Source organism: Pelotalea chapellei (genome assembly GCF_018531195.1).
Lineage (GTDB): Bacteria > Desulfobacterota > Desulfuromonadia > Geobacterales > Pseudopelobacteraceae > Pelotalea > Pelotalea chapellei.
Genome location: NZ_JAHDYS010000009.1, coordinates 1 through 21,044, shown reverse-complemented (window position 1 = coordinate 21,044; position 21,044 = coordinate 1). Strand labels below are relative to the sequence as shown.

General features: G+C 51.9%; 16 protein-coding genes. 5 read left to right on the top strand and 11 right to left on the bottom strand.

The features are described from left to right. The first annotated feature begins 271 nt into the window (after positions 1-271). The 4 genes from KJB30_RS10505 (at position 272) to KJB30_RS10490 (ending at position 4,285) form a co-directional block, all read left to right on the top strand. A complete protein-coding gene (locus KJB30_RS10505; protein WP_214298898.1) occupies positions 272-1,189 on the top strand; it encodes a cytochrome C in 918 nt (305 codons plus the stop codon). Between the two features lie 119 nt (positions 1,190-1,308). Continuing rightward, positions 1,309-2,616 carry a hypothetical protein gene (locus tag KJB30_RS10500; RefSeq protein WP_214298896.1) on the top strand — a complete coding sequence of 436 codons (1,308 nt, stop codon included), beginning with the start codon at positions 1,309-1,311 and terminating at the stop codon, positions 2,614-2,616. Next, entirely contained in the window at positions 2,613-3,080 is a 468-nt protein-coding gene (locus KJB30_RS10495; RefSeq protein ID WP_214298894.1) for a cytochrome C, read from the top strand. The genes KJB30_RS10500 and KJB30_RS10495 overlap by 4 nt, the downstream gene beginning before the upstream one ends. Positions 3,081-3,103: 23 nt before the next feature. Then, positions 3,104-4,285: a hypothetical protein gene (locus KJB30_RS10490; protein ID WP_214298892.1), complete on the top strand. Its 1,182-nt coding sequence runs from the start codon at positions 3,104-3,106 to the stop codon at positions 4,283-4,285. A gap of 482 nt (positions 4,286-4,767) precedes the next feature. On the opposite strand, the gene KJB30_RS10485 is transcribed toward KJB30_RS10490, so the two are convergent. Together KJB30_RS10485 and KJB30_RS10480 are read right to left on the bottom strand one after the other, a co-directional pair. Next, positions 4,768-7,005, bottom strand: a complete 2,238-nt coding sequence (locus KJB30_RS10485; RefSeq protein ID WP_214298890.1) for an EAL domain-containing protein — start codon at positions 7,003-7,005, stop codon at positions 4,768-4,770. Then, positions 7,002-9,170 carry an HDOD domain-containing protein gene (locus KJB30_RS10480; protein ID WP_214298888.1) on the bottom strand — a complete coding sequence of 723 codons (2,169 nt, stop codon included), beginning with the start codon at positions 9,168-9,170 and terminating at the stop codon, positions 7,002-7,004. Before KJB30_RS10480 ends, KJB30_RS10485 begins: the two co-directional genes overlap by 4 nt. A 399-nt stretch (positions 9,171-9,569) precedes the next feature. Between KJB30_RS10480 and KJB30_RS10475 the strand changes: the two genes are divergently transcribed. Continuing rightward, complete coding sequence (locus tag KJB30_RS10475) at positions 9,570-10,436, top strand: NAD(P)-dependent oxidoreductase (protein ID WP_214298886.1); 867 nt, start codon at positions 9,570-9,572, stop codon at positions 10,434-10,436. On the opposite strand, the gene KJB30_RS10470 is transcribed toward KJB30_RS10475, so the two are convergent. The 9 genes from KJB30_RS10470 to KJB30_RS10430 form a co-directional block, all read right to left on the bottom strand. After that, complete coding sequence (locus tag KJB30_RS10470) at positions 10,433-10,798, bottom strand: hypothetical protein (RefSeq protein WP_214298884.1); 366 nt, start codon at positions 10,796-10,798, stop codon at positions 10,433-10,435. The genes KJB30_RS10475 and KJB30_RS10470 overlap by 4 nt on opposite strands. A 39-nt stretch (positions 10,799-10,837) precedes the next feature. Further along, positions 10,838-11,986: a Na+/H+ antiporter NhaA gene (locus tag KJB30_RS10465; protein WP_214298882.1), complete on the bottom strand. Its 1,149-nt coding sequence runs from the start codon at positions 11,984-11,986 to the stop codon at positions 10,838-10,840. Positions 11,987-12,236: 250 nt separating this feature from the next. Next, positions 12,237-14,027, bottom strand: a complete 1,791-nt coding sequence (locus tag KJB30_RS10460; RefSeq protein ID WP_214298880.1) for a glycoside hydrolase family 15 protein — start codon at positions 14,025-14,027, stop codon at positions 12,237-12,239. A gap of 78 nt (positions 14,028-14,105) precedes the next feature. Further along, positions 14,106-14,447 carry a DUF190 domain-containing protein gene (locus tag KJB30_RS10455; protein ID WP_214298878.1) on the bottom strand — a complete coding sequence of 114 codons (342 nt, stop codon included), beginning with the start codon at positions 14,445-14,447 and terminating at the stop codon, positions 14,106-14,108. A 21-nt stretch (positions 14,448-14,468) separates the two neighbouring features. Then, positions 14,469-14,846, bottom strand: a complete 378-nt coding sequence (gene crcB / locus KJB30_RS10450; RefSeq protein WP_214298877.1) for a fluoride efflux transporter CrcB — start codon at positions 14,844-14,846, stop codon at positions 14,469-14,471. Positions 14,847-14,884: 38 nt separating this feature from the next. Then, complete coding sequence (locus KJB30_RS10445; protein ID WP_214298875.1) at positions 14,885-18,571, bottom strand: AAA family ATPase; 3,687 nt, start codon at positions 18,569-18,571, stop codon at positions 14,885-14,887. Further along, entirely contained in the window at positions 18,568-19,800 is a 1,233-nt protein-coding gene (locus tag KJB30_RS10440) for an exonuclease SbcCD subunit D C-terminal domain-containing protein (RefSeq protein WP_214298873.1), read from the bottom strand. The genes KJB30_RS10445 and KJB30_RS10440 overlap by 4 nt, the downstream gene beginning before the upstream one ends. A 197-nt stretch (positions 19,801-19,997) precedes the next feature. Next, positions 19,998-20,423: a YbaN family protein gene (locus KJB30_RS10435; RefSeq protein WP_214298871.1), complete on the bottom strand. Its 426-nt coding sequence runs from the start codon at positions 20,421-20,423 to the stop codon at positions 19,998-20,000. Further along, positions 20,413-20,859 carry a hypothetical protein gene (locus KJB30_RS10430; RefSeq protein ID WP_214298869.1) on the bottom strand — a complete coding sequence of 149 codons (447 nt, stop codon included), beginning with the start codon at positions 20,857-20,859 and terminating at the stop codon, positions 20,413-20,415. The genes KJB30_RS10435 and KJB30_RS10430 overlap by 11 nt, the downstream gene beginning before the upstream one ends. Positions 20,860-21,044 lie beyond the last annotated feature (185 nt).

The following is a 21,044-nucleotide window of genomic DNA, read 5'->3' as shown; positions in this document are numbered from 1 at the left end:
ATTGAGAATAAATGAGAATTCATTGGTAATCTGGAGATAAAGTGGAGGCACTATGGTGTTGTCAATGCTACTCCATGAATGAATAAACTGGTGCTGCCTCTGCCTTGTAAGCATCTTCCTGACTTGACAAGATGACGGGAGAGGTTAGTATAATGGATAATTATTAATAAAATATTGTTATTTAAAATTTTATATTGTACGGTCAATGCCTCTTATTGTATACAGGTCAACCGCATTGCATTATCAGGTGAGCAGGAAAGGGGAAAATTTCATGAAAGCAGGAATTTCAAACAAGCTGGTTACGATGCTGGCTGCATCTATTCTATCCATGAGCCTGACCGTATGCGTTAGTTTCGGCCAGTCTCAACCAGAAACATCTCCCTCAGCAGGGACAAAGGCCGCAGAAAAACCTGCGGGTGCAAGTACATCCCCCAATCCGGAACTTTACTCCGCTGAACCGGCTTCCCTTACACCGGTCCAGTGTGGCCAATGCCACACCAGCATTTATCGCGATCTCAAAAATGATGGTGGTCGTCATAAATTCCAGTGCGACAACTGCCATACCAGGTTCCATGCCTATAACCCGGTAAAACAAAACTGGCAGCAGTTGATGCCCAAATGCAGCAATTGCCATGTACCTCCTCCCCATGGCCCCAAAATCACTGATTGTTCAGGTTGCCATGGCAATCCCCACGCTCCCAAAAAAATGGCCATGTCAACATTGCTGGTAAATTCATGCAGTACCTGTCACAGCCAGCCGTTTGAATCATTAAAAAATTTCCCCAGCAAGCATAGCAAACTGCAATGCCAGAACTGTCATACAACCCACGGGTACATTCCCAGCTGTAATGCATGCCATAAACCACATTTTCAGGGGCAACCATTTGCCACCTGCGCCAGCGAATGTCATCCGGTGCATATGCCGTTGCAGATAAAATACAAGAATAATGTTGATTCCCGCACATGCGGCTCGTGCCACGACCAAATCCATGCAAAATGGAGCAAGTCGCCCAGCAAACACGCCAAGGTCAGCTGTGCCTCATGCCATCATACCAAACATGGCTACAAACCGGCCTGCACCGAGTGCCACAGCCTGCCTCACAGCAAAGACCTGCATGCAAAGTTCCCGCTATGCCTGACCTGTCACCAGGATGCTCATGATCCACCGGTGAAGCAAAGCGGCAAATAAGTAATAGTTCAACCGGAGTTCACGAGGATTCCCCGTGGACTCCGGCACCATATTTCTGAGATTTCTTCTATTGCTTTTTATTGCGATTTTAATTTGATTAAGTGAGGGAGATGCTGCACTTGAAATGTTGCGGCCGGATATATGTGGTTGTGGCCGGGCTTCTGCTTTTTGCCTCATCCGGGGAGGCGGAGCAAGTAAGTCTTTCTTCTGAAACGATCCTCCGTGGGTTCCAGAGGGACCGCAATGATCGCAGCAAAGCTGACGCTGCTCCAGTCTATGAATACCTGCAACTGAACTATATAACCAAGAAAGTTCCTGGTCTTTCCCTGCACCTTAACGGATGGGGGCGGTTGAACCTGGCTGATGACTACAACAGGGGTACCACCGACGGCCGACTCCTTCATGCCTACCTTCAATATGCTCCCCCGAAACAAACCTATCAGCTGCGTGCCGGCCGGCAGTACATATTTGAAGGGGTGGCGCGGGACAATATCGACGGTATATACGGTAAAGTTCTCGCCTTACCTGGCACAACCGTTTCAGCATATGCCGGACTGCCGACCATGCTTGATAATGCAAGCGGGGTAAAAGGTGATCTAATCTATGGCGGAAAACTGACCTATGCCGTCCCAGGCCGATACGATGCAGGGTTTTCCTACAAGCATATTCTTGACAATAGAGCCGCCCGGGAACATGTTCTGGGTGGAGACCTAGCCGTAAACCTTCCAAAAAGCATATACCTACTTGGGCATTCCACCTATGACCTGATCAGCAGCAGTTGGGGGGAACACTCCTATGAGATGCGCCTCCCTTTAGGTCCGGTTACTTTCCAACCCTTCCTGCAGCGTTTCCGCTACACAAGTTACTTCAGCAACAGACGTAACAGTGTTCCTCCCTTCAGGTTTCTGGAAGGAAGTGGGAACACTCTGACCACAGCCGGCACCGATCTCTTCTGGTATCCATCTGACCAGACTGAAATTGTTCTGCGATTCAAAAACTATGACTACCAGAACCGCTTCAAGCCATCGCAATACTATTCATTGATCGCAACGCGACGATGGAAGATTCTATCTGAGGTGGGCACGGAAATCAGTCGCATGCAGGGTAGCGAGGCTGAAAACCGCTATCTGCTAACCAGAGCTTATGTCTACTGGAAATTTGCGCCTGGATTCGTGACCGGTGATGTCACCTATGTTCATTACGACCGCACCATTTATGGAAAATCATCCTCTCTTTTCGCATCTGTCGGTCTCGGAACCGGGTTTTTAAATGACACTCTTAATGTAAAAACCTCTTTCGACTACAGCAATGATCCGTATTTCAAGGCTGATTATCGCTTCATGGTCAAACTGAACTACCTTTTCGAAAAAAACTTTGATCTGCCTAGCACGATGAATAGCAATACCTTCAGGGAGAGTATCAAGTGAAAGTATTCGGGGCAGCAGCCTTAATCTTTATACTGGCACTTCTGGTTGCCTGCACAGCAGGTAATAGCTACCTTATGCCGGCCTCACATCCAAAGATTTACGAACTTGGGGAAAGGCGGGAATTCTGCACCAAATGCCATGGGTTCAAAAAAGAACCTATTGATTTTGAACGCTACAATCATACGGCTTTATTCACAGATAACCATCGCATGGTCGCCTACCAGGAGGACAGAGTATGTACACTTTGCCACGAACAGAGTTTTTGCAGCGACTGCCATGGACGGGTTGAGTTGAAACCCTCTTTAAAAGATCAAACCAAAAATTTCAGCCGAATGCAGCACCGCGGTGACTATCTGACCCGCCATCGCATTGATGGCCGCATCGACCCGACTTCATGTTTTCGCTGCCACGGAACACCTCGTTCCTCAGGCACCTGTCAGCCATGCCATGGTAATCCACGTTGAACTGTACAAGGAGAGCAACAGACATGAAGTTGCGGATGGCACTGCTCAACATATCATTTCTGATTCTGGTTGCTTGCAGCAGTAGCTCAAACGAGAAGGCTCCGACAACAACCAACGCTCACGAACCTGGCTGGATCACTATGCATGACGAGCAGGCACGCCAGAGTCTGACCCAATGCCAGGTATGTCATGAAAAAAATTTTTCGGGAAATCCCCCAGCGCCGGGCTGCGGCGAATGCCACACCTTCGGAATCGCTCCTTTTGTGATTCACCCTCCGTACCGTGAAATAAAACTCGCCTGGTCACACCCTTCAAATCATGGATGGTATGCAAAAGAAAACATCAAGCTATGTCAAGGGTGCCATTCCGGTCTAGGACCGGGACCGGGAAGCAACCCTCGTTTCAACAGACCGCTGGGCAATCTCGAAGCAGGGTGCGAAAGTGCAGCCGGCTGCCATAACAATAATGACCTCATCAACAGCTTCACCAACGGCCACAATCCCCGCGCCGCACATCCCAGCTTGGACCCGCAGGCTCCTTCAAAACAGGATCTCAGACACTGGTATGGTGAAAACATTGTCTACCGCGCTCCTGACGGGGTGTTAAAAAACGCTCCCCTCAACCACAGCACAGCCGGCAATGTGACATCAGCCTGCGCTCTTTGCCATGGTGCTCAGCTCCAAGGGGGTGTAGGCCCTGCATGCATGGATTGTCACGTTTTGGATCCGATTGCAAATCCATCTCGCTGTGTCTCCTGCCATGGGCCCATTCCCGGGCAACAGCAAAGTGCACCCCAGAAACCGTCCCAACTGGCCCGACTAGCTGGCAGAACAGACATGCTGTCACGGAATACCTTCAGAAACTTCACCAGCCAACTCATTAGCAGAATGCGCCTCGATCATATCAAGCAAATGATCGAGAAAAAAAATCCGAACCAATTTTTATTTTTTAGCTATACCACCGTCACAGGCCTCTCAGGACGATCAAGTCATCTACACCACGACACCCTCCCTTGTGCTGACCGCCAGAACAACGCCACATGCAGCCAATGCCATACTGCCAACAGGGTAGGGTTCAACCGCGATCGACATCACGACTTAATGTTCTCCCGTGGTCTAGGATGCCTAAATTGCCATAAATTAAATGGAGGCTTTGCCCCTTTCAGAGATTGCAAAGACTGCCACAGGGAACACTTCTGCAACTGAACTCATCCTGTTACGAACTCACCAGCGAGCTACATATCTATCCATCGAACATCCTGAACTCCTCAGTTTACAAGCATCCGATTATGACTAGGCTTTATCTAGACCTAATCGGATGCTTTTAACATTGCTGCTGATCAAGAAGCAAAGGAGATGTCATGGGCGCAAAGAGAAATAAAAGGTTGCTTCGCTCTGGGTGGACACTTCTTTTTGTCCTCAGCTGTGGTGTCAGTCTCGTCAGTGGGTGGGAGGGGTCAGACTATGGCTGGAATAATTCAGACAATGACATGGATAAATTGGAGTATGGGTGGTCCTTTGGAGACGGTGTGCTCTCAGGCACCTCATTTCAGCTACCGGTAACAAGTACATCGAGGCAATCAGAATCGACAACTGCCTTTGACTATTAAAGCTTCCACATAGCTGAAAAAACGGTTGACCACACTAGACAGGAGATCATTGAATGTTTGTTTCTCAACAACCTGCTTTTAAACAACCTGAGGGAGAGATGGTTGAAGCGGTATGTGGTACTGCTGACAGAAATCATTCAAAAATGATGAATTCAGCAGCAGACACTCAACATCGGCGGCCGGCAGGGGTTTGCTGAAAAAATAGCCCTGCATCTCATCACATCCCAGATCATGAAGAATCTTCATCTGATAAAGTGTTTCAACTCCTTCCACCACAAGATCAAGCCTGAAGCCTTTGGCAATTCCTATGATGGCATGAATAATCGGCGAAGTATTGCTACCTTCCCTGAGGTCGCAGACAAATGATTTGTCTATTTTTATGCTGTTTATCGGGAACTGACGCAAGTAGTTGAGTGACGAATAGCATGTACCAAAATCGTCGATCGAAATGCGTATTCCATGGCCATGCAGCTCCTTCAATTTATCAATGACCTGTGGAACATCGCGCAGCATCAGGTTTTCAGTGATCTCTATTTCCAGAAAATGAGGAGGGATGTTATAGCGGGAAATGCTGGAGACCATCCGCTCAACTACATCACTGCGGTCGACTTCCTGGGGTGACATATTCACTGACATACGCAGATCCTGTAAGCCCATGCTGCGCCAAAGGGCCAGCTGCCTGCAGGCCTCGGTTACGACCCAGTCAGTAATTTCACAGATCAGGCCGGTTTCCTCAGCCAAACTTATAAAATGCTCCGGAGTCAGCAGGCCATGCACTGGATGTCTCCAGCGGATCAATGCTTCCACCCCGATAATACGATTTCCAATCACACTGATCTGTGGCTGGTAATGCAGTTCAAATTCCGCTTCTTTTATTGCCTGCCGCAGTTCATTCTCTAAAGCTAGACGTTCATGGTAGCATTCATTCATGTGGGCATTAAAGAACATGAAATTGTTCTTGCCGCTGGCTTTAACTTTATACATGGCAATATCGGCATGTTTGAGAAGTTCATCTGCACCAGCTCCGTCACGCGGATACACTGCAATACCTATGCTGGCAGTAGTGCGGACTTCCTGATTTCGCACCTGAAAAGGCAGCTTGAGCTCCTCCTGGATTTTTTCTGCGATGATTATCGCATCCTCGGAATGCTGTATATCAGGCAACAGCACCGTGAATTCGTCACCACCCTGACGAGCAAGCGTATCGCCGGACCGAACGCATTTTCGCAGGCGTTCAGCTACCTTTCGCAGCAGACCATCTCCCTCTGCATGACCATGGGTATCATTCACCAACTTGAAGCGATCCAGATCGATAAACATTACTGCCACATTCCTGCCATACCTTTGGGAATGGATTAGCGAAAGCTCAAGACGGTCCATGAACAGCCGGCGATTCGGCAGGTGGGTGAGCTGATCATGCAGGGCCTGAAAGCTGATTGTTTCCTCGGCCTTTTTCCGCTCTGTGATATCCCTCGCAACCCCGTAGGTCCCCATGAAACAGCGTGTCAGCGGCACTTCAAGTCCATCTTCACGGCAGTCATAGACACCAGTGGCACTGAGCATTGCTACAACATGTCGGCTTTCGAAACTTCGGTAATGGTTACCTTTGCATTTAAGACGCACTTCAACATTTGAAACGGCACGGTTATCGCTGCGACGTTCTGTAAAAGCATAAAGCGCTTCATCCAGATCGTCCTCGTGAACAATAGTGGTGTAACTGCTGCCGACCAGTTCGTCCCGGGTGTATCCCAGCAAGGTCTCGGTGCGATTGTTGATAAAAAGAAAACAACCGTTGGAATCAAGGGTGTAGATCAGGTCCGGAGAATTTTCGACGAGGAAACGGTGCAGTCGTTCGGACTGCTCGAGACGGGCAGTCATTATCAAATGCCGACGTTCCATGCTGCGTCGGTTCAGGACATTCTCAACCTTGTGCTGGATTTCATCCAGTTCCTTGGGCTTGCGGACAAACTCCACGACTCCATTACGCAAAGCGCGAATGGCGGAATCGATATGATCATCAGAGCTGACAATAATAACGCTGGTGGGGATTTTGTAACTGGCGATCCACTCCATAACTTCCAGACCAGAGAGGTCCGGAAGATTAATATCAAGGAGCACAAGATCGATGGTGCGGGTCTTGAGGATGGTAATCGCATCGCCGCCTGTTTCGCATTCCTGAATAGTCCGTGACGGGCTTTCAAGCAGCAATCGCAGACTGGCACGAATACGTGCCTCATCATCCACAATCAAAAGACGGTCAGGATGACAGACAGTGCTTACAAGAGAATCATACGCCGCCTGTGCAGAAAGATTCATGCAGGATCAACCATCTCTGCCAAAGGCAGCAATATAGTGAATGTTGTACCAGCCCCATTGCTGTTACAGGTGATATGCCCGCCCATTCGTTCGACCAGCTCACCTACGATGGCAAGCCCAAGGCCGGAGTGACCAGGACGGCTTGTCTCCAAAGGCTGAAAGAGGCGTTGCATGACCTCGTGTGGCAACCCGGGACCCGAATCAGCCACCTGAATCTCAACGTACAAACCATCCTTGTATCTGATTTTATCATTCGTTGAAATGGTCAGGGTGTCCTGATCGGATAACGCTTCTGAAGCGTTTTTCAACAGGTTCAGCAAGAGCTGTTTCAAACCGTCTCGTTCACCAGAGACGAGTGACAGTGCTGGAGCAAGCTTTTTTTCCAGCACGATGTGACGATCTGAAAAAAAGGCTTCGCCGTACAGGGCGAGCATACCCTCTATCACGGCATTCACATCCACCCTCTCCTGACTGGGTGCAGTAATGTCCGTACGACTGAGGCTTTGTACGATATTCACTACCCGGTCTATCTCTTCCCTGAGGATTTCGAGTTCCTGACTGATACCACTGTCTGCAGGCTGCTTCTGACTGACGATTTTCAGATAATTTTTTATGATGCTAAGAGGGTTGCCAGCCTCGTGGATGATCTTTCTGGCATTTTTTTCAAACCGGTCCGTCAGGCTTCGCGTAAGATTCTGCTCTCGGTAGCCAAGTTCGCGACAGGCCTCAATACTGACAGCTGAAATATGGGCGAAACTGGTCATCCAGGTGATGCGATTGCTGATCCGCTTATATTGCAAGGTACTCAATCCGCAGATCATAATGCCGATAGGGCCCTTGCGGCCATGCATCGGTACGTATAGCACTCCTTCGCTGGACATTGCCCGGACGACCTGAATGTCCACAAGTGAAACATCGCCAGGAGGATGTTCATCGAAGGTTGAAGATGGGTGATCGCCAAGGGTAGTAACTGCAGCCAAACTCGTGGGAGGCTCGAGCCTTATCTCAAGCCGCTTCAGCAGAGGCGGCTGGCCAGCTATGTCCGGTGCCACAAGAAAACGTTGATCAGGATCGATCGACAGAAACCCTACTTTCTGCAAACCAAAAAGAATTCTTGCAGATTCGCGCGCGGCGATCAGCATTTCTGCTTCATCTGCATGCCCGAAGAGGTTATGTTGCAGAGACTGCAACAACGACATATCCCGTACTGCAGATTCCAATTCAGCCTGCGCCTCATCTCCACTGCGTCCTGACACTGGATTTTCGAAAGTAATGGATGAATAAGGATGGGTACGTGGATCGTCGGTAGGGGTAATGCCAAAAGCAGCCGCCAGCACAGCCACATCTTCCTCGCTCTGAACGCTGACAGCTGCGATCTCGGCAAGATCTAATCCCAACAGAGATTCAGCAGCAGCCATTTCCGGCGGTTGCTCTTCGCTCGTGAGGGTCGATATATTATGAATTCCGCTGACAACATGGGCGGACCAAAGGATCTGGCTCAGCCTGTCCGCATAGGCTATTTCAGCAGCTGAATTATGGTGAAACAGAATCGCGTCAGCCACAAATGAGGTAAGTTCCCAGCGATCCACAAGCCAGGCCCCAACTACAGCATGGTCGGTCCCCAGTACCGGCCCTTCGATTGCGAGCAGAGCATCCTCATCACTGCTGCAAACCAGCAGGGCTCCATAACTTTCACCCACACCGCCAAGCAGCATCAATTGACCGATATCATGCAAAAGACCGGCAAGATAGGCCTCATCGGAACCCGGGAAATTTATCTTTTCAGCAAATGCTCGTGCAATCTCCGCAACTCGCAGCGAATGCATCCAAAAACCGGTATAGTCATAGGTGGCATCTCCGGCGGTCCGATCAAAAACACTCTGGATGGCCAGACAGGCCGCGAGCGTACGCACAAGGCGTGTGCCGAGAGTGATCAGGCACTGTTCGATACTGGTAATTTCTTTGCCATGCCTCATGGCGGCTGAATTTGCAATTGTAAGCAGACGGGCGCATAGCGAAGGATTCTGCCGAACCAACGTAGCCAGCTCATTTACTGAGGCATTATCATTATCCACAACTTGCAAAAACCGCAATAATGTCTGCGGCATATACGGAAGGTGAATGGATTCGATTGCATCAAGTATTTCATCTGGAATCTGCTGCACAAAATCCTCGCTGGCGTCGATGGGTGTAAACCAGGAAAAAGGATATTTTTAACATGGTTACATAATCTCTAAATTGGGTTGAGTCAACGTAAATATGGAAAAAATAACATTACTAATATCTCATGAATACTGAGTTCAGGGTTTTTTTGAGGCCAGCCTTCCCTCTTCTGGCAAAAGTACGAAATAAACCGGAAACAAGTACTGAAAGTCGGGTAAAATGTTTTTCATCCCGTTCAATAAAACTCTGCTGGATGTTCTGAAGTATTTTAACTCCAGCAATTAAACATATAAACACTGCTGTAGGGCCACGGTTTGCAGTGTCTCGAATTGGGCGAGGCAAGTCAGGCTCTACCTTGATATGTTTGACCGCCGTAACAATATCGACATGTGAGGTGATAGATGAAAATTGGATTTATCGGATTAGGTATCATGGGCAGCGCAATGGCGACAAATCTGGTCAAGGCAGGTTATGACCTAACGGTGTGGAACCGCTCGGGGAACGCGTGCAGACCTCTGGCAGAAATCGGGGCAACCGTCGCAGCTACCCCTCGTGCCGCAGCTGAAACGTGCGACATTGTGATCTCAATGATGGCGGATCCTGCCGCTGTGAAGGCGGTTCGTGACGGGGTTGACGGCATCATTTCAGGCATGTCCGCAGGAAAAGGCTTTATCGATATGTCTACCGTGGACGCTGAGACCTCTTTGAATTCAGCCCGAATGACACAGGAAAAGGGCGCACGCTATCTTGAAGCCCCTGTGGCAGGAAGCCGTAAGCCGGCGGAAGATGCCGCACTGATCATTATGACGGCAGGAGACCGCCACCTGTACGATGAGGCATTGCCGATCCTGGGAAAGATGGGCAAGAAGATTCTCTACCTCGGTGACACGGGTAGTGCTGCCCGTATGAAACTGGCCAACAATCTGGTTATGGCAGGCATGCTTACGGCATTATGTGAAGGCTTGGCACTCACCGCAAAAAGCGGTCTGGATGTGGCTCAACTGCTTGAGGTGGTGGATTCGGGTGCCATGTCCAACCCGATGTTCCGGTTGAAAGGACCCTTGATCACTGCTGATGGTGAAATCCCTGCAGCTTTTCCTCTCAAACATATGCAAAAGGATCTGCGCCTCGCCTTGCGGCTGGCTGAAGAGGTCGGACAGCCGCTTTTTGCCGCGGCCACGGTGAATGAACTTTTTAAATCTGCCCTGGCAGCAGACTTGGGTAATTCTGACTTTGCTGCCGTAAGTCGGATTGTGCACCGGGATTAGCGGGATTTCGGGTCTCGCTCGAGCTGCTTCGTAATAATTGAAATTATGTATCCGGCCACTGCGAGTTGAATTGCTTGAACTATGGCATTCCACATGTATATGTCAGTTGCCGATAAAGATCCTGGATGGCTCAACCTGGAAATAGATATAATTTCAACCATGCATAACAGGGTAACAATATTGCACCACAATTTTCCCATGATTTTAGCAGCCAGGTATATTGGGATGATATAGACAACAGTAATGACGTACTCACCGGTCTTATAATCTATGATGCCTATGAAAAAAGCCAGTACTATACACACTGCAAGAAGTACCCGCCTCTTACTGTCATTTATACCGGGTAATATCTTTTTCAGCATGTTAGCACCCCAAGTTTTTGCATCAAGCTCTGACGGGTTTCACCCGATTCTTCTGATTTTAAACAACCTGCCGAGGATTATGGCTAGCAACGCTAATCCACCACTCAGCAGCGCCCCCATCTTTGCCGCCCCCTGAACGCCGGGGTCGGCAAAAGCCTCTCCTGCCACAAAAAGTGCCACCGTCAATCCCAATCCGGCAACGATACCGACAAGCAGAAGCTCTCTTGCGCCCACATGCTCGGGAAGCGGAAATCCAAGAGTCTTCCCCACCAACCCCATCGTGAATATTCCCACCGTCTTGCCAATGAAAAGTGAGCACAGAACGAGCCAGGTGGCTGTGCCAATGCCGGAAAACAAAACGCCTGCATTGGCAAGCCCAAACATGAACATTCCAAAATCAACAAAGACTTTCCACTCATGCTCAAAAGTAGCCAGAGTTGACCGGTCGGCCGGATCATCCTCAAAAATATGCTGAGCCTCCCTGCGGGAATGGGGGAGAAAAGGGACCACAAAGGCGAGCGCAAGGGCGGGATGCAGGTGAGACAGGTACAATCCACTCCAGCAGAGCCCTCCACCAACAATCAGATAGGGCCAGTAGCTCCTCATCTTCATGTTCCGCAGCAGATATGCCACCGCCATGCCGACAATCACCAGGAATAGCCACTGGGGCGAGGTCGGAAGGCTTGGATCGGGATAGAAAATGGCAATGATGGCCAGCCCGATGGCGTCGTCGGCCACGGCAAGCAGCAGGAGAAAGGATACAGCAGGATGACCGGCCCCAAAAACCATACGCGCCACCAGCCAGGCCAATGCAATGTCGGTGGCGGTTGGTATGCCCCACCCCCGGGCCAGCGCCGGCTCGCCGATGACGGCGTTAAGCCCCAGGTAGACAGCCACTGGTCCGATCACTCCCCCCAGTGTGGCCAAGAGCGGGTTGACCGCCTTGCGCGGCGGGTTCAGGTCGCCACCGGGAAGGCAGCTTTGAGTAATTTCTACAGCTGCGATCCCGAAAAAGAGAACCATGAACAGGTCATTGGTAATAAAATGAAAACTCAAAGGCCCGAACAAGGGGTTGTCGACAAAATGGTGGTAGCTCTCTGGCCAGAGATTTGCCCAAGTCAATGCGGCGAAAACTCCTGCAAGCAACGGAACGGAGAATTCCCGTAACATATTGATTCTTTTTTTCAACACCCACTCCAGATATCTAAAGTATTCATTTCAGGCTATTAGTCTCTTACAACTTGAGATTTTACAAAATTTGAGCATATCTAACTGCAATAGAACGCGGATTGAGCGGATTTACGCAATTTTCAAACTTTTATTTTTGTTTTCTTTATCCGCGAAAATCCGCTTAAATCAGATTTGATCCGCGTTCCATTGCCTTTGACTTTTCTTGTTTGGTTCCGGCTTCGCCGGCTTACATAAGGGATTGGCGCATCTAAAACGCTGAGTCCCAGCGCCTGCTCAACCGAAGGGCCGAATTTATCAGGCCGACCATGCTGTAGGTCTGGACAAAGTTCCCCCACTGCTCACCGGTCTGTACATCAACATGTTCCGCCATCAATCCGTGCCGGTTATGCCGTTTCAACAGGTTCTCGAACAGCAGGCGCGCTTCGTCATTGCGGCCAAGTGCCACCAGGGCATAGATATACCAGTAGGTGCAGACGATGAATGCATTTTTGGGGGTGCCGAAATCATCTTCCTCGACATAGCGAAAGATATAGTCCCCGTGCCGCAACTCTCTTTCTATGGCAGCGACTGTCGAAGCAAAGCGCGGATCGTCCGCTGCAAGGAAACCGACGTCGTGCATCAGTAACAGACTTGCATCCAGGCTGTCCCCCTCGAAGGCTGCAGTAAAGGCTTTCTTTTCATCATTCCAGCCGCGGCTGCATATGGTGGCATGGATATGATCGGCCTGAGCGCTCCAGTAGGTGACACGTTCCGGAAGTTTAAGCCTGGCTGCGATTCTGGCAAGACGATCACAAGCCGCCCAGCACATGATGCTGGAGAAGGTATGCACCCGTTTGGTGCCGCGCAGCTCCCACAGACCTGCATCCGGCTGATCATGAACCAGAATGGCAAGTTCTCCCAGCGTTTCAAGGCGAGTGAACAATGTCGTGTCCCCCCGCTGTACAAGCCGCCGGTCAAAAAAAACGTGGGTCACTGCCAGAATTGCCGAACCATAGACGTCATGCTGGATCTGTTCGTAGGCCTGATTACCAACCTGAACCGGCCCCATGCCACGGTATCCGGCAAGGGTATCAACCTTCTTTTCCTCGATATGCGCCCTGCCATCGATGCCGTAGACCGGTTGAAGAATTCCGCCGGGGGCCGCGGCAACCACATTAACCAGATAGTTGAGATAGTGCTCCATGGTGTGGGTGGTACCGAGCCGGTTCAAGGCATTCACCACAAAATACGAATCACGCAGCCAGCAAAAACGGTAATCCCAGTTGCGTCCCGAATCCGAAGCTTCCGGTATCGATGTTGTCATGGCGGCGATAATAGCGCCGGTATCGTCAAACGTATTGAGTTTCAGTGTGATGGCGGCACGAATGACTTCATCCTGCCAATCGAAGGGAATGGCCAGATCGCGCACCCATTCATGCCAGTACGACAGGGTTTCATCCAAAAATCTCCGCGTCATCTCAGGAAGAGCCTCCGGGATGATCTCGTCGGGGCCGAACATGAGGGTCAGGCGGTCCTCCAGAAAGAAGGGCAGTTCCTGCAGAATGGCGGTGATGGAGGCGTTGGTCGTCAGGCGCAGCACCGATCCGGGGGATACATAGCGGATATGATGACTGCCGTGGGTGAAACTGCACTGCTCGCGTCCATAATCATATGTTGGCCGGACCAGGAGGCGGATGCGGGGATTGCCCTGCACCCGGTGAACCTGCCTGACCAGCATCATCGGGTTGAACACTCGCCCGTGGTGATGAAAGCGGGGACAAAAGTCGGTGATCTCCACAACCGCCCCCTGGGCATCGGTTAGTCGCGTAACCAGAACGGCCGAGTTGGGGAGATAGCTCTGTGTCGCCTCGATCTGGTCCACAAGCTCGATGGCACAGTAGCCTTTGCCCTCTCCGACAGTGTGTTCATGCAGCAATGAGCAAAAGGTCGGGTCGCCATCGAAGCGGGGCAAACAGTACCAGACTATTTCAGCCGATGGATCGATCAGGGCGCCGACCTGACAGTTGCCGATTAATGCCAGATCCAATGAATGGTTCATACTGTGACTCCTTTCTGCCGCCATGGAATGGAAGTAACTTGGCCATTACCGGGCAGCGATTAGGTCTCAACAGATTGATCAATCACCTTTGCCGGTATAGCGAATGACAGTTGCCTTCTCTAATGTAATCATGCCACCTGACATCATTTCGTCTATACGTGGCATGATGGATTTTATTTTTTCTTCGGTATCAACGACCTCCACGATCATAGGCAGGTCAGCGGAGAGGTCCAGCAGCTTCTGGGTGTGATACACGCTGTGAGCTCCGAAACCTGAAATGGCACGGATTACAGTGGCACCGGCACAGCCTTCTTTTCTCAGCAGTTCCACCAGCGCTTCATACAACGGCTGATGGCCATGACGATCGGTCTCGCCGATAAAGATCCGCATCAAAACATTTTCGCCGATTAGCTTAGTCATTATGTTCTTCTCCTGTCAGGGTCATGAAAGCGAACGAATGGTTATGATTCCAAACCAGGTAAAGATCAGACAGACAACCACGCTTGCCAGAACATTAACAAAAGCTATGGCAAATTGGCCATCCTCCAGCAGTTTGAATGTCTCGTAACTGAAGGTGGAGAAGGTCGTCAGCCCGCCCAGAAAACCTACCGTCAATCCCAGGCGCAAAGTATCCGGGATAAGCGCGCTGCGCAGACTGAATTCCATGATCAAACCGATGAAGTAGGCCCCGATGATATTCACAACAAAGGTGCCGTAGGGAAAAGAGCGGCCAACCAGACTGTAAATCCACCCTGAGAGGTAATAGCGGGTCAATCCCCCACCGGCACAGAACACGGCTATCGCTGCTGCTGTTTTCATCCAGGATCTCCCTCAACAAAAATCATACTATATTGCTGCTACACAACCTGCCTGCACCCCGGTCCACTCAGACTGCTGCGCCCGGCACTGCCCGCTTCCACCTGAATCTGGGTGCCGATACGTTCTTTCAGTGCATGAACATGGGAAATGATGCCAATCAGCTTGCCATCCTGCTGCAGGCCGGAAAGGGTTTCAAGTGCGGTCTCCAAAGCTTCTTCATCCAATGTACCGAATCCTTCGTCCAGAAACAACGAATCGACACGCACATTACGGCTGGCCATGCTGGAAAGTCCCAGGGAGAGGGCAAGGCTTGCAATGAAACTCTCGCCGCCGGAGAGGTTTTTGGTGGAGCGGATCTCCCCAGCCTGATAGTTGTCGATCACGTTCAATTCCAGCGGTTCTGAACGATCACGCACAAGGATGTAGCGGTCGCTCATCTTCAGCAATTGACGATTGGCGTGAGCAACCATCAGTTCAAAGGTCAGTCCCTGGGCGAAATTGCGGAACTTTTTGCCGTCACTGGAACCGATCAGGCTGTGCAGTCGCTCCCAGCGGTCACATTCCCGCTTCTGGATCTCAATTTCCTGAAGCCGGGCCTGATGGCGCCGTTGCTGTTCCGCATGCTGCTGCAGTTTTTGATGAACTGCGCCCAGCGCCTTCTGAAGCTCGCTCAGTTGCCCCGTGACGGCTGCGTTTTCCTCGCGGACCGTGGCAAGCGGCATGTCAGTCAAGTTCCTGGTCAACTCTGCGGCCAAAGCAAGTCGCCGATCCTCATGCCGGGTCTGCAGTGCTGTCTCGTCCCTGTGCAACTGGTCAGCCATCCGCGTAAAGGCATCGAACTGTTCTTGCGGCACGCAGGCTTGCAGAAAGTCTGTTTCATCTGCAAAACCTGACTCATTCAGGCGCAGATAGAGATCCTCTTCCAGCCGGGACAGCTGATCACCTCTCTCGGCAATCGCATCTGTCACCCTTTTAATCTGCTGTTTCAATCGTTCAAGCTCGCCCTGAAGGCGGTTATACTCCTGCAATGCCCCTTCACGCTGCTCGCCCGCCTGTCGAAGAGCCTCGGCCAGACGTTTTTCCTCTGCATCCGGATTGCGCTCTCCATACAGTTCCAGACGCTGCTCGACCAATTCATCCCGCTGTGCGCTCTTATCCCGCAGTTGACGTTCCGCTTCCTCAAGCAGCTTTACGGATTCAGCAAGCAATGCCTGCTGCTTTTCCATTTCAAAACTATACTCTGCACGATTTTTTTCCAGACGCTCACGAGCCTGCACCTGCTGTACATAGGCGTCACGGCGACCTGTCAGGTCGGTCAGCAGTTTTTCAATGGCATCTGGAGCAACATCATTCCAGCCATACGCTGCAACCTCACCCGCAACCTCGGAGAGCACCTCTACCAGATTGGCTTGAAGGGCTGCCGATTCACCCTTCAGGCGCGCGTGCTCGGACAATGCCGATTCGTGCCCCAGACGTGCTGCCAGACGCGCCTGGTCATGCTTTGCCAGCTCATCCTTGAGAGTATCCAGTGTCGACTGGGCGCTGCGTTCCTCCCGCTCTTTCTGTTCAGCCTCACAGATAACAGCTCGGCGCGTGACCAACTCCACCTGGCAGGTTTCATGCGCCTTCAGGATAACCTGTAACCATGCCTCCGGGTTAGAACCCACTTCGAGAATCATTCCCAACTCAGCCGCGGCGTTACTACAAAAATCCCCATCACCCAACTGCCGCCCCTCAAGCTCCGCCCGGTCCTGACCCGCTTGCTGCAAGTCCTTGACAACCCCAGCCAGTTCCAGCTGAATCCGTGCATGCTGTTCCCGCACCTTTCTGGCCTCGGCAAGAGCCAGCTCCAGCTCCTTCCCGGCCTGATCCAGACGAGGAATGTTGCCGACAGCATAGGGATGTTCAGCGGAGCCGCACAGGGGACACGGTGCACCATCCACAAGCTGCTTGCGGTCTTCTTCCAGGTCACGCACCCGGTTAAGCAAAATAACGTTGTCCTGCAATTTGAGAACAATCTGCTCGCGCAGCTCGCATTCCCCGACCAGTGATACCTCCTGCTGTGTCAAGACCAGCCGCTGCTGCTCAAGTTCTCCCCTGCGCTGTTTCAACCCTGTCAGCTTGTGGGCGACTTCTTTGATGCGTGCCACCGCCTCCTGCATCGCCCCCAGAGAATTCTGTCGGGTGGCAAGACGTTCCGCTTCCCCACGCCAGGCAGAAAGATCACGACCCTGCAGCAGAAGATTACGAGCGGCACGTTGCCCCACAAGCCTCTCTTCAGCCTCTGACATTCTTTGCTGTGCTGCCAGCCAGGCGGCCTCTGCCTGGGTCAGCGTAAGCAAAGCACCTTCCACCACGTTTGCCTGCAAAACCAGCCTGGTCTTGACGTGGCGATCTTGACTATCGATTGATTTCAAGAACTTGAGTCTCTGTTCGATTCCGGCCAAAGCTCCGGTCAAACCGGCATCTGCCTGGTGATCGTCCAGAAAAGCTCCAACCTTCTGCAACTCCCCGGCAATGGTGCTCATACGTTGATCGGATTCTGCCAGTGTCGAACGGTAGATGGAGTTCTGCCGACCTGTTTTTTCGATATCATCCGACAAACCCTGCAGCCTGGCCTGGACCTCGCCAAGCCTGACATCAAGCTCGCGCGCAGCGCGAATCAGCTCCCCCTGCTCTGCCTGCTCTTTCCTGGCGATTGCCAGCCGGGATTCTCCCTGCTCCAGCGCCTCGAAAGCCGCCTGCCAGTCAAGCTGAAGCTGGGGGAGCCGTTGCGTGGCTTTCGCCAGTTCGGCCTGCTCCTTCTCCTGTTGCGTTCGCAACACGTGAATATGAGCATGCTCGCCACCCAGCTTAAGAGCGCGACCAGCCAATTCCAACCGTTCCAGCTCCGGTGCAGCCGCTGCCTTGCGTGCCTGAAATGAAATCCGGTCCTGATCAAGTTGCAGAAGTTCTGCCTCAAGAATCGCTATCCGCTCCAGCCAGGATTGGGCTTCGTTGATTTCTCGGGCAGCGGCTTTCAGCTTTGTTTCCGCCAGGTGCAGTTCAGACTCTTCAAGCGCCAAAGCCTCTGCTTCCGCCGGCGACACGAGCTGAATACCTTCGAGCTCGGCACGCAACTCCGCCAGCCGGTTGCGCTCCTGAGCGGTACGTTCGTGAACCTTGATAGAAATCCGGCTGTAGATTGCGGTGCCGGTGATCTGCTCCAGAATCGGAGCGCGCTCGTCGGGACGAGCCTGCAGAAACGCGGCAAAGCCCCCCTGGGCCAGCAGCATTGAACGGGTGAAGCGATCGAAATCCATGCCGGTGACTTCCTCAACCTTGTCAGCTACGGCTCTCAGCTTCGATTCCAGGATCAGCCCACTCTCCGCCTCGGCAATCTCGTGCCGGGGGGACTGCAGCTGGCCGTCAGCCGCCTTGCGCGAACGGTGCTGGCTCCAGTGGCAGCGATAGCGCCCCCTGGCTGTTTCGAACTCAACCTCGGCATAGCATTCGCCGGTCTGGCGCGACATGATTTCATTGTCGCTCTGGGTGATTCTGCCCAAACGGGGAGTCTGGCCATAAAGTGCCAGGCAGATTGCATCGAGGATGGTTGTCTTGCCTGCGCCGGTCGGTCCGGTGATGGCGAAGATACCGCTGGAGACAAAGTCGGGATGTTTGAAATCGATATTCCATACGCCGGCCAGGGAATTGAGATTCTTGAACGAAAGACGGAGGACCTTCATGATTCCCCCTGGCTGAAATCTTCATGCAGAGCTGCAACCGTCTCCTGAAAGAGGGTCATCAGCTCACCCTGCTGTTCCGGGGGCACCTCGTGAGCAGCGAGGCAGCGGACAAAGACATCATCAATACTGAGATCATCAAGTGTCTCTTCCGTCGCCATCCGCCCAAGAGTCTGCTCGACCAGGCGCATGTTCTTTGCCCGCAGGATCTCCAGAGAAGTCCCCTCCACCAGTTCCCGCAGCCGTTCCTGCAAATCTCCGATGATCTCGTCTCCTTCATAGACAATCTCAAGCCAGACCGAAGCACCCTCTTTTTTAAGCTCTGCAAGCCGGCCCATGATGTGGTTCCAATCGCCGCGCACCGTTGCCAATGGCTGAAAACAGGGCACAACGATCTCGCGTACCGTAACACCTGTAACAGCCACATCCACTGCGATCACGATCTTGCGTTGCCTCGCTTCGCCGAAACTCATCGGCAGCGGAGAACCGGAGTAGCGGTGGAAATCCGAGCCGCTGACCCGCTGCGCCACATGCAGATGTCCCAAGGCCAGGTAATCGAAAAAGTCGGGAAATATATCGGCCCGCACCTGCCCGAGAGTGCCCACATACAGCTCCCGCACGCCATCCCCCTCCAGGGTCTGGCCACCGGAGGTAAAGAGATGCCCCATGGCAACTATGGGAATATCTCCTCCCAGGTCGGCGCACATGGCAACAGCCGCGTCCCCAACTTCACGGTAATGATCGCGAATCCCTTCCACCAGCTTGCGCCCCTTGTCCTCAAAGGTCTCGCCCGCCTCGGCGCGGCGGATATCGCGGTCGCGAAGGTAGGGAACCGCACAGACTATCAGCTCCGGCTTGCCCTCAGCGTCCTTCAGAACCACCAGTTCCTCTTCGGCCTCCTCGGCCATGCAGCCGATCACATGGGCATTCAGGTGGCGCAGCACCTCTCGTGGAGCATTGAGAAGAGAGGGTGAATCGTGATTGCCCGCTGTAACCACCACATGCCGGCAGCCTGCCCCGGCGCAGCGGCATAGAAATCGGTAGTAGAGTTCCAGGGCCCGATTGCCCGGAGTGCCATTGTCAAAGACATCTCCAGCTATCAGCAGAGCTTCAATCCCTTCGGCTTCAATGCAATCGATCAGCCAGTCAAGAAAACGCTCGAATTCCTCAAAGCGTTTGCGGCCATACAGGGACCGCCCCAGATGCCAATCGGAGGTATGCAGAATTTTCATGTAAAGCTATCCTTTGTTTCTATTCAATAACGCCATTGCAAAAAGGCTTCGGCAGCGGTGATCATACCAGCCATGCTCACTCTAGTCGTTTAAAAAATCACAAATTTGATCAGGAAGGCACGAACGCGGAAGGAGAAAACGAATTCAGTAACTAAACAAAGTGTGTGGAAAGGGAAAAGAGACCTGGGGCAGGAAAATCATTCTTTTATTTTTGGCTCTCCGGGTGAATCAAGCGGGGTGGGTGCAGGCAAGCAGAGCAGGTAGAACGAAATGCCTGCCGCTATGGTCAACAGCACTATCCTGAGCCACAGAGCCTGTACGAACAGAAACACCGAGACAGGGAAAGAGACCCAGATCATGCCGATTGCCATCAGTTTCGCTCTTAACGGCATACCGCCACCGGAAAGATAACCCCGCACCAGCGGTCCCAGCCGGTTATGTTCAACAAGCCAGGTGTGAAAGCGCTCGGAGCTTTTGGAAAAGCAGAATAGTGCCAGCAGGAGGAACGGCACCGTCGGTACGAGCGGGAGGAAAATCCCGATAATACCTGCCGCAATGGAAATCCAGCCAATGCCGATCAAGATCCAGCGCAGCACATCACTCTTTACAGGGTTATGCCGCATCAATGATTTCGTAGCCCTCCAACCGAAAGCGGTTGTTCCATTTCGTCTCGCAGCGACTGCAGGTGTAATATTGTTCCTGAAGATCGCCAGTTTTTTTGATATGCCCGGGATTGATGTCCCTGGTAGCGCATTTGGGACAACGCTCCCCACCCTGTTTCACAAATATTTCCGTCGGGGTAAATGCAGGCTTATGTGTACCTTGAACTGCTTTGAAAACCAGTGCGGTCTGGGCCACACCAGAGATGCAGGCATCAGCCTCCGAAGCAGAGCCTTGGGACAAAAGTGTCTCAGGCGGAGTGCTATCCCTGTAGACCAGTTGAACGGTGTACCCTTTAAGGCCGCGGTCCACCTTTATGCCGAACAACGTCTCTCTCAAGGCTCCCATATTCATGGAAGTTACTTTTTCTTTCAGCGACTTTTCAGTTACCTTGCTCATCTATTCTCACATCTCCCCATCTTTATTAGAACCCATGTTAAACCCTTAAAACATTGTTGAATACAGGTTGTTCAAAAATAGTCAGATCGTCGCACCCGGAGAAAGTCCCGCGGAGCAACCGTGTTCTCTGTCAAGTGAAAGCATAAAAACTATCGTTCCAGCGGCGGTTGTCCCTGATCATGGCG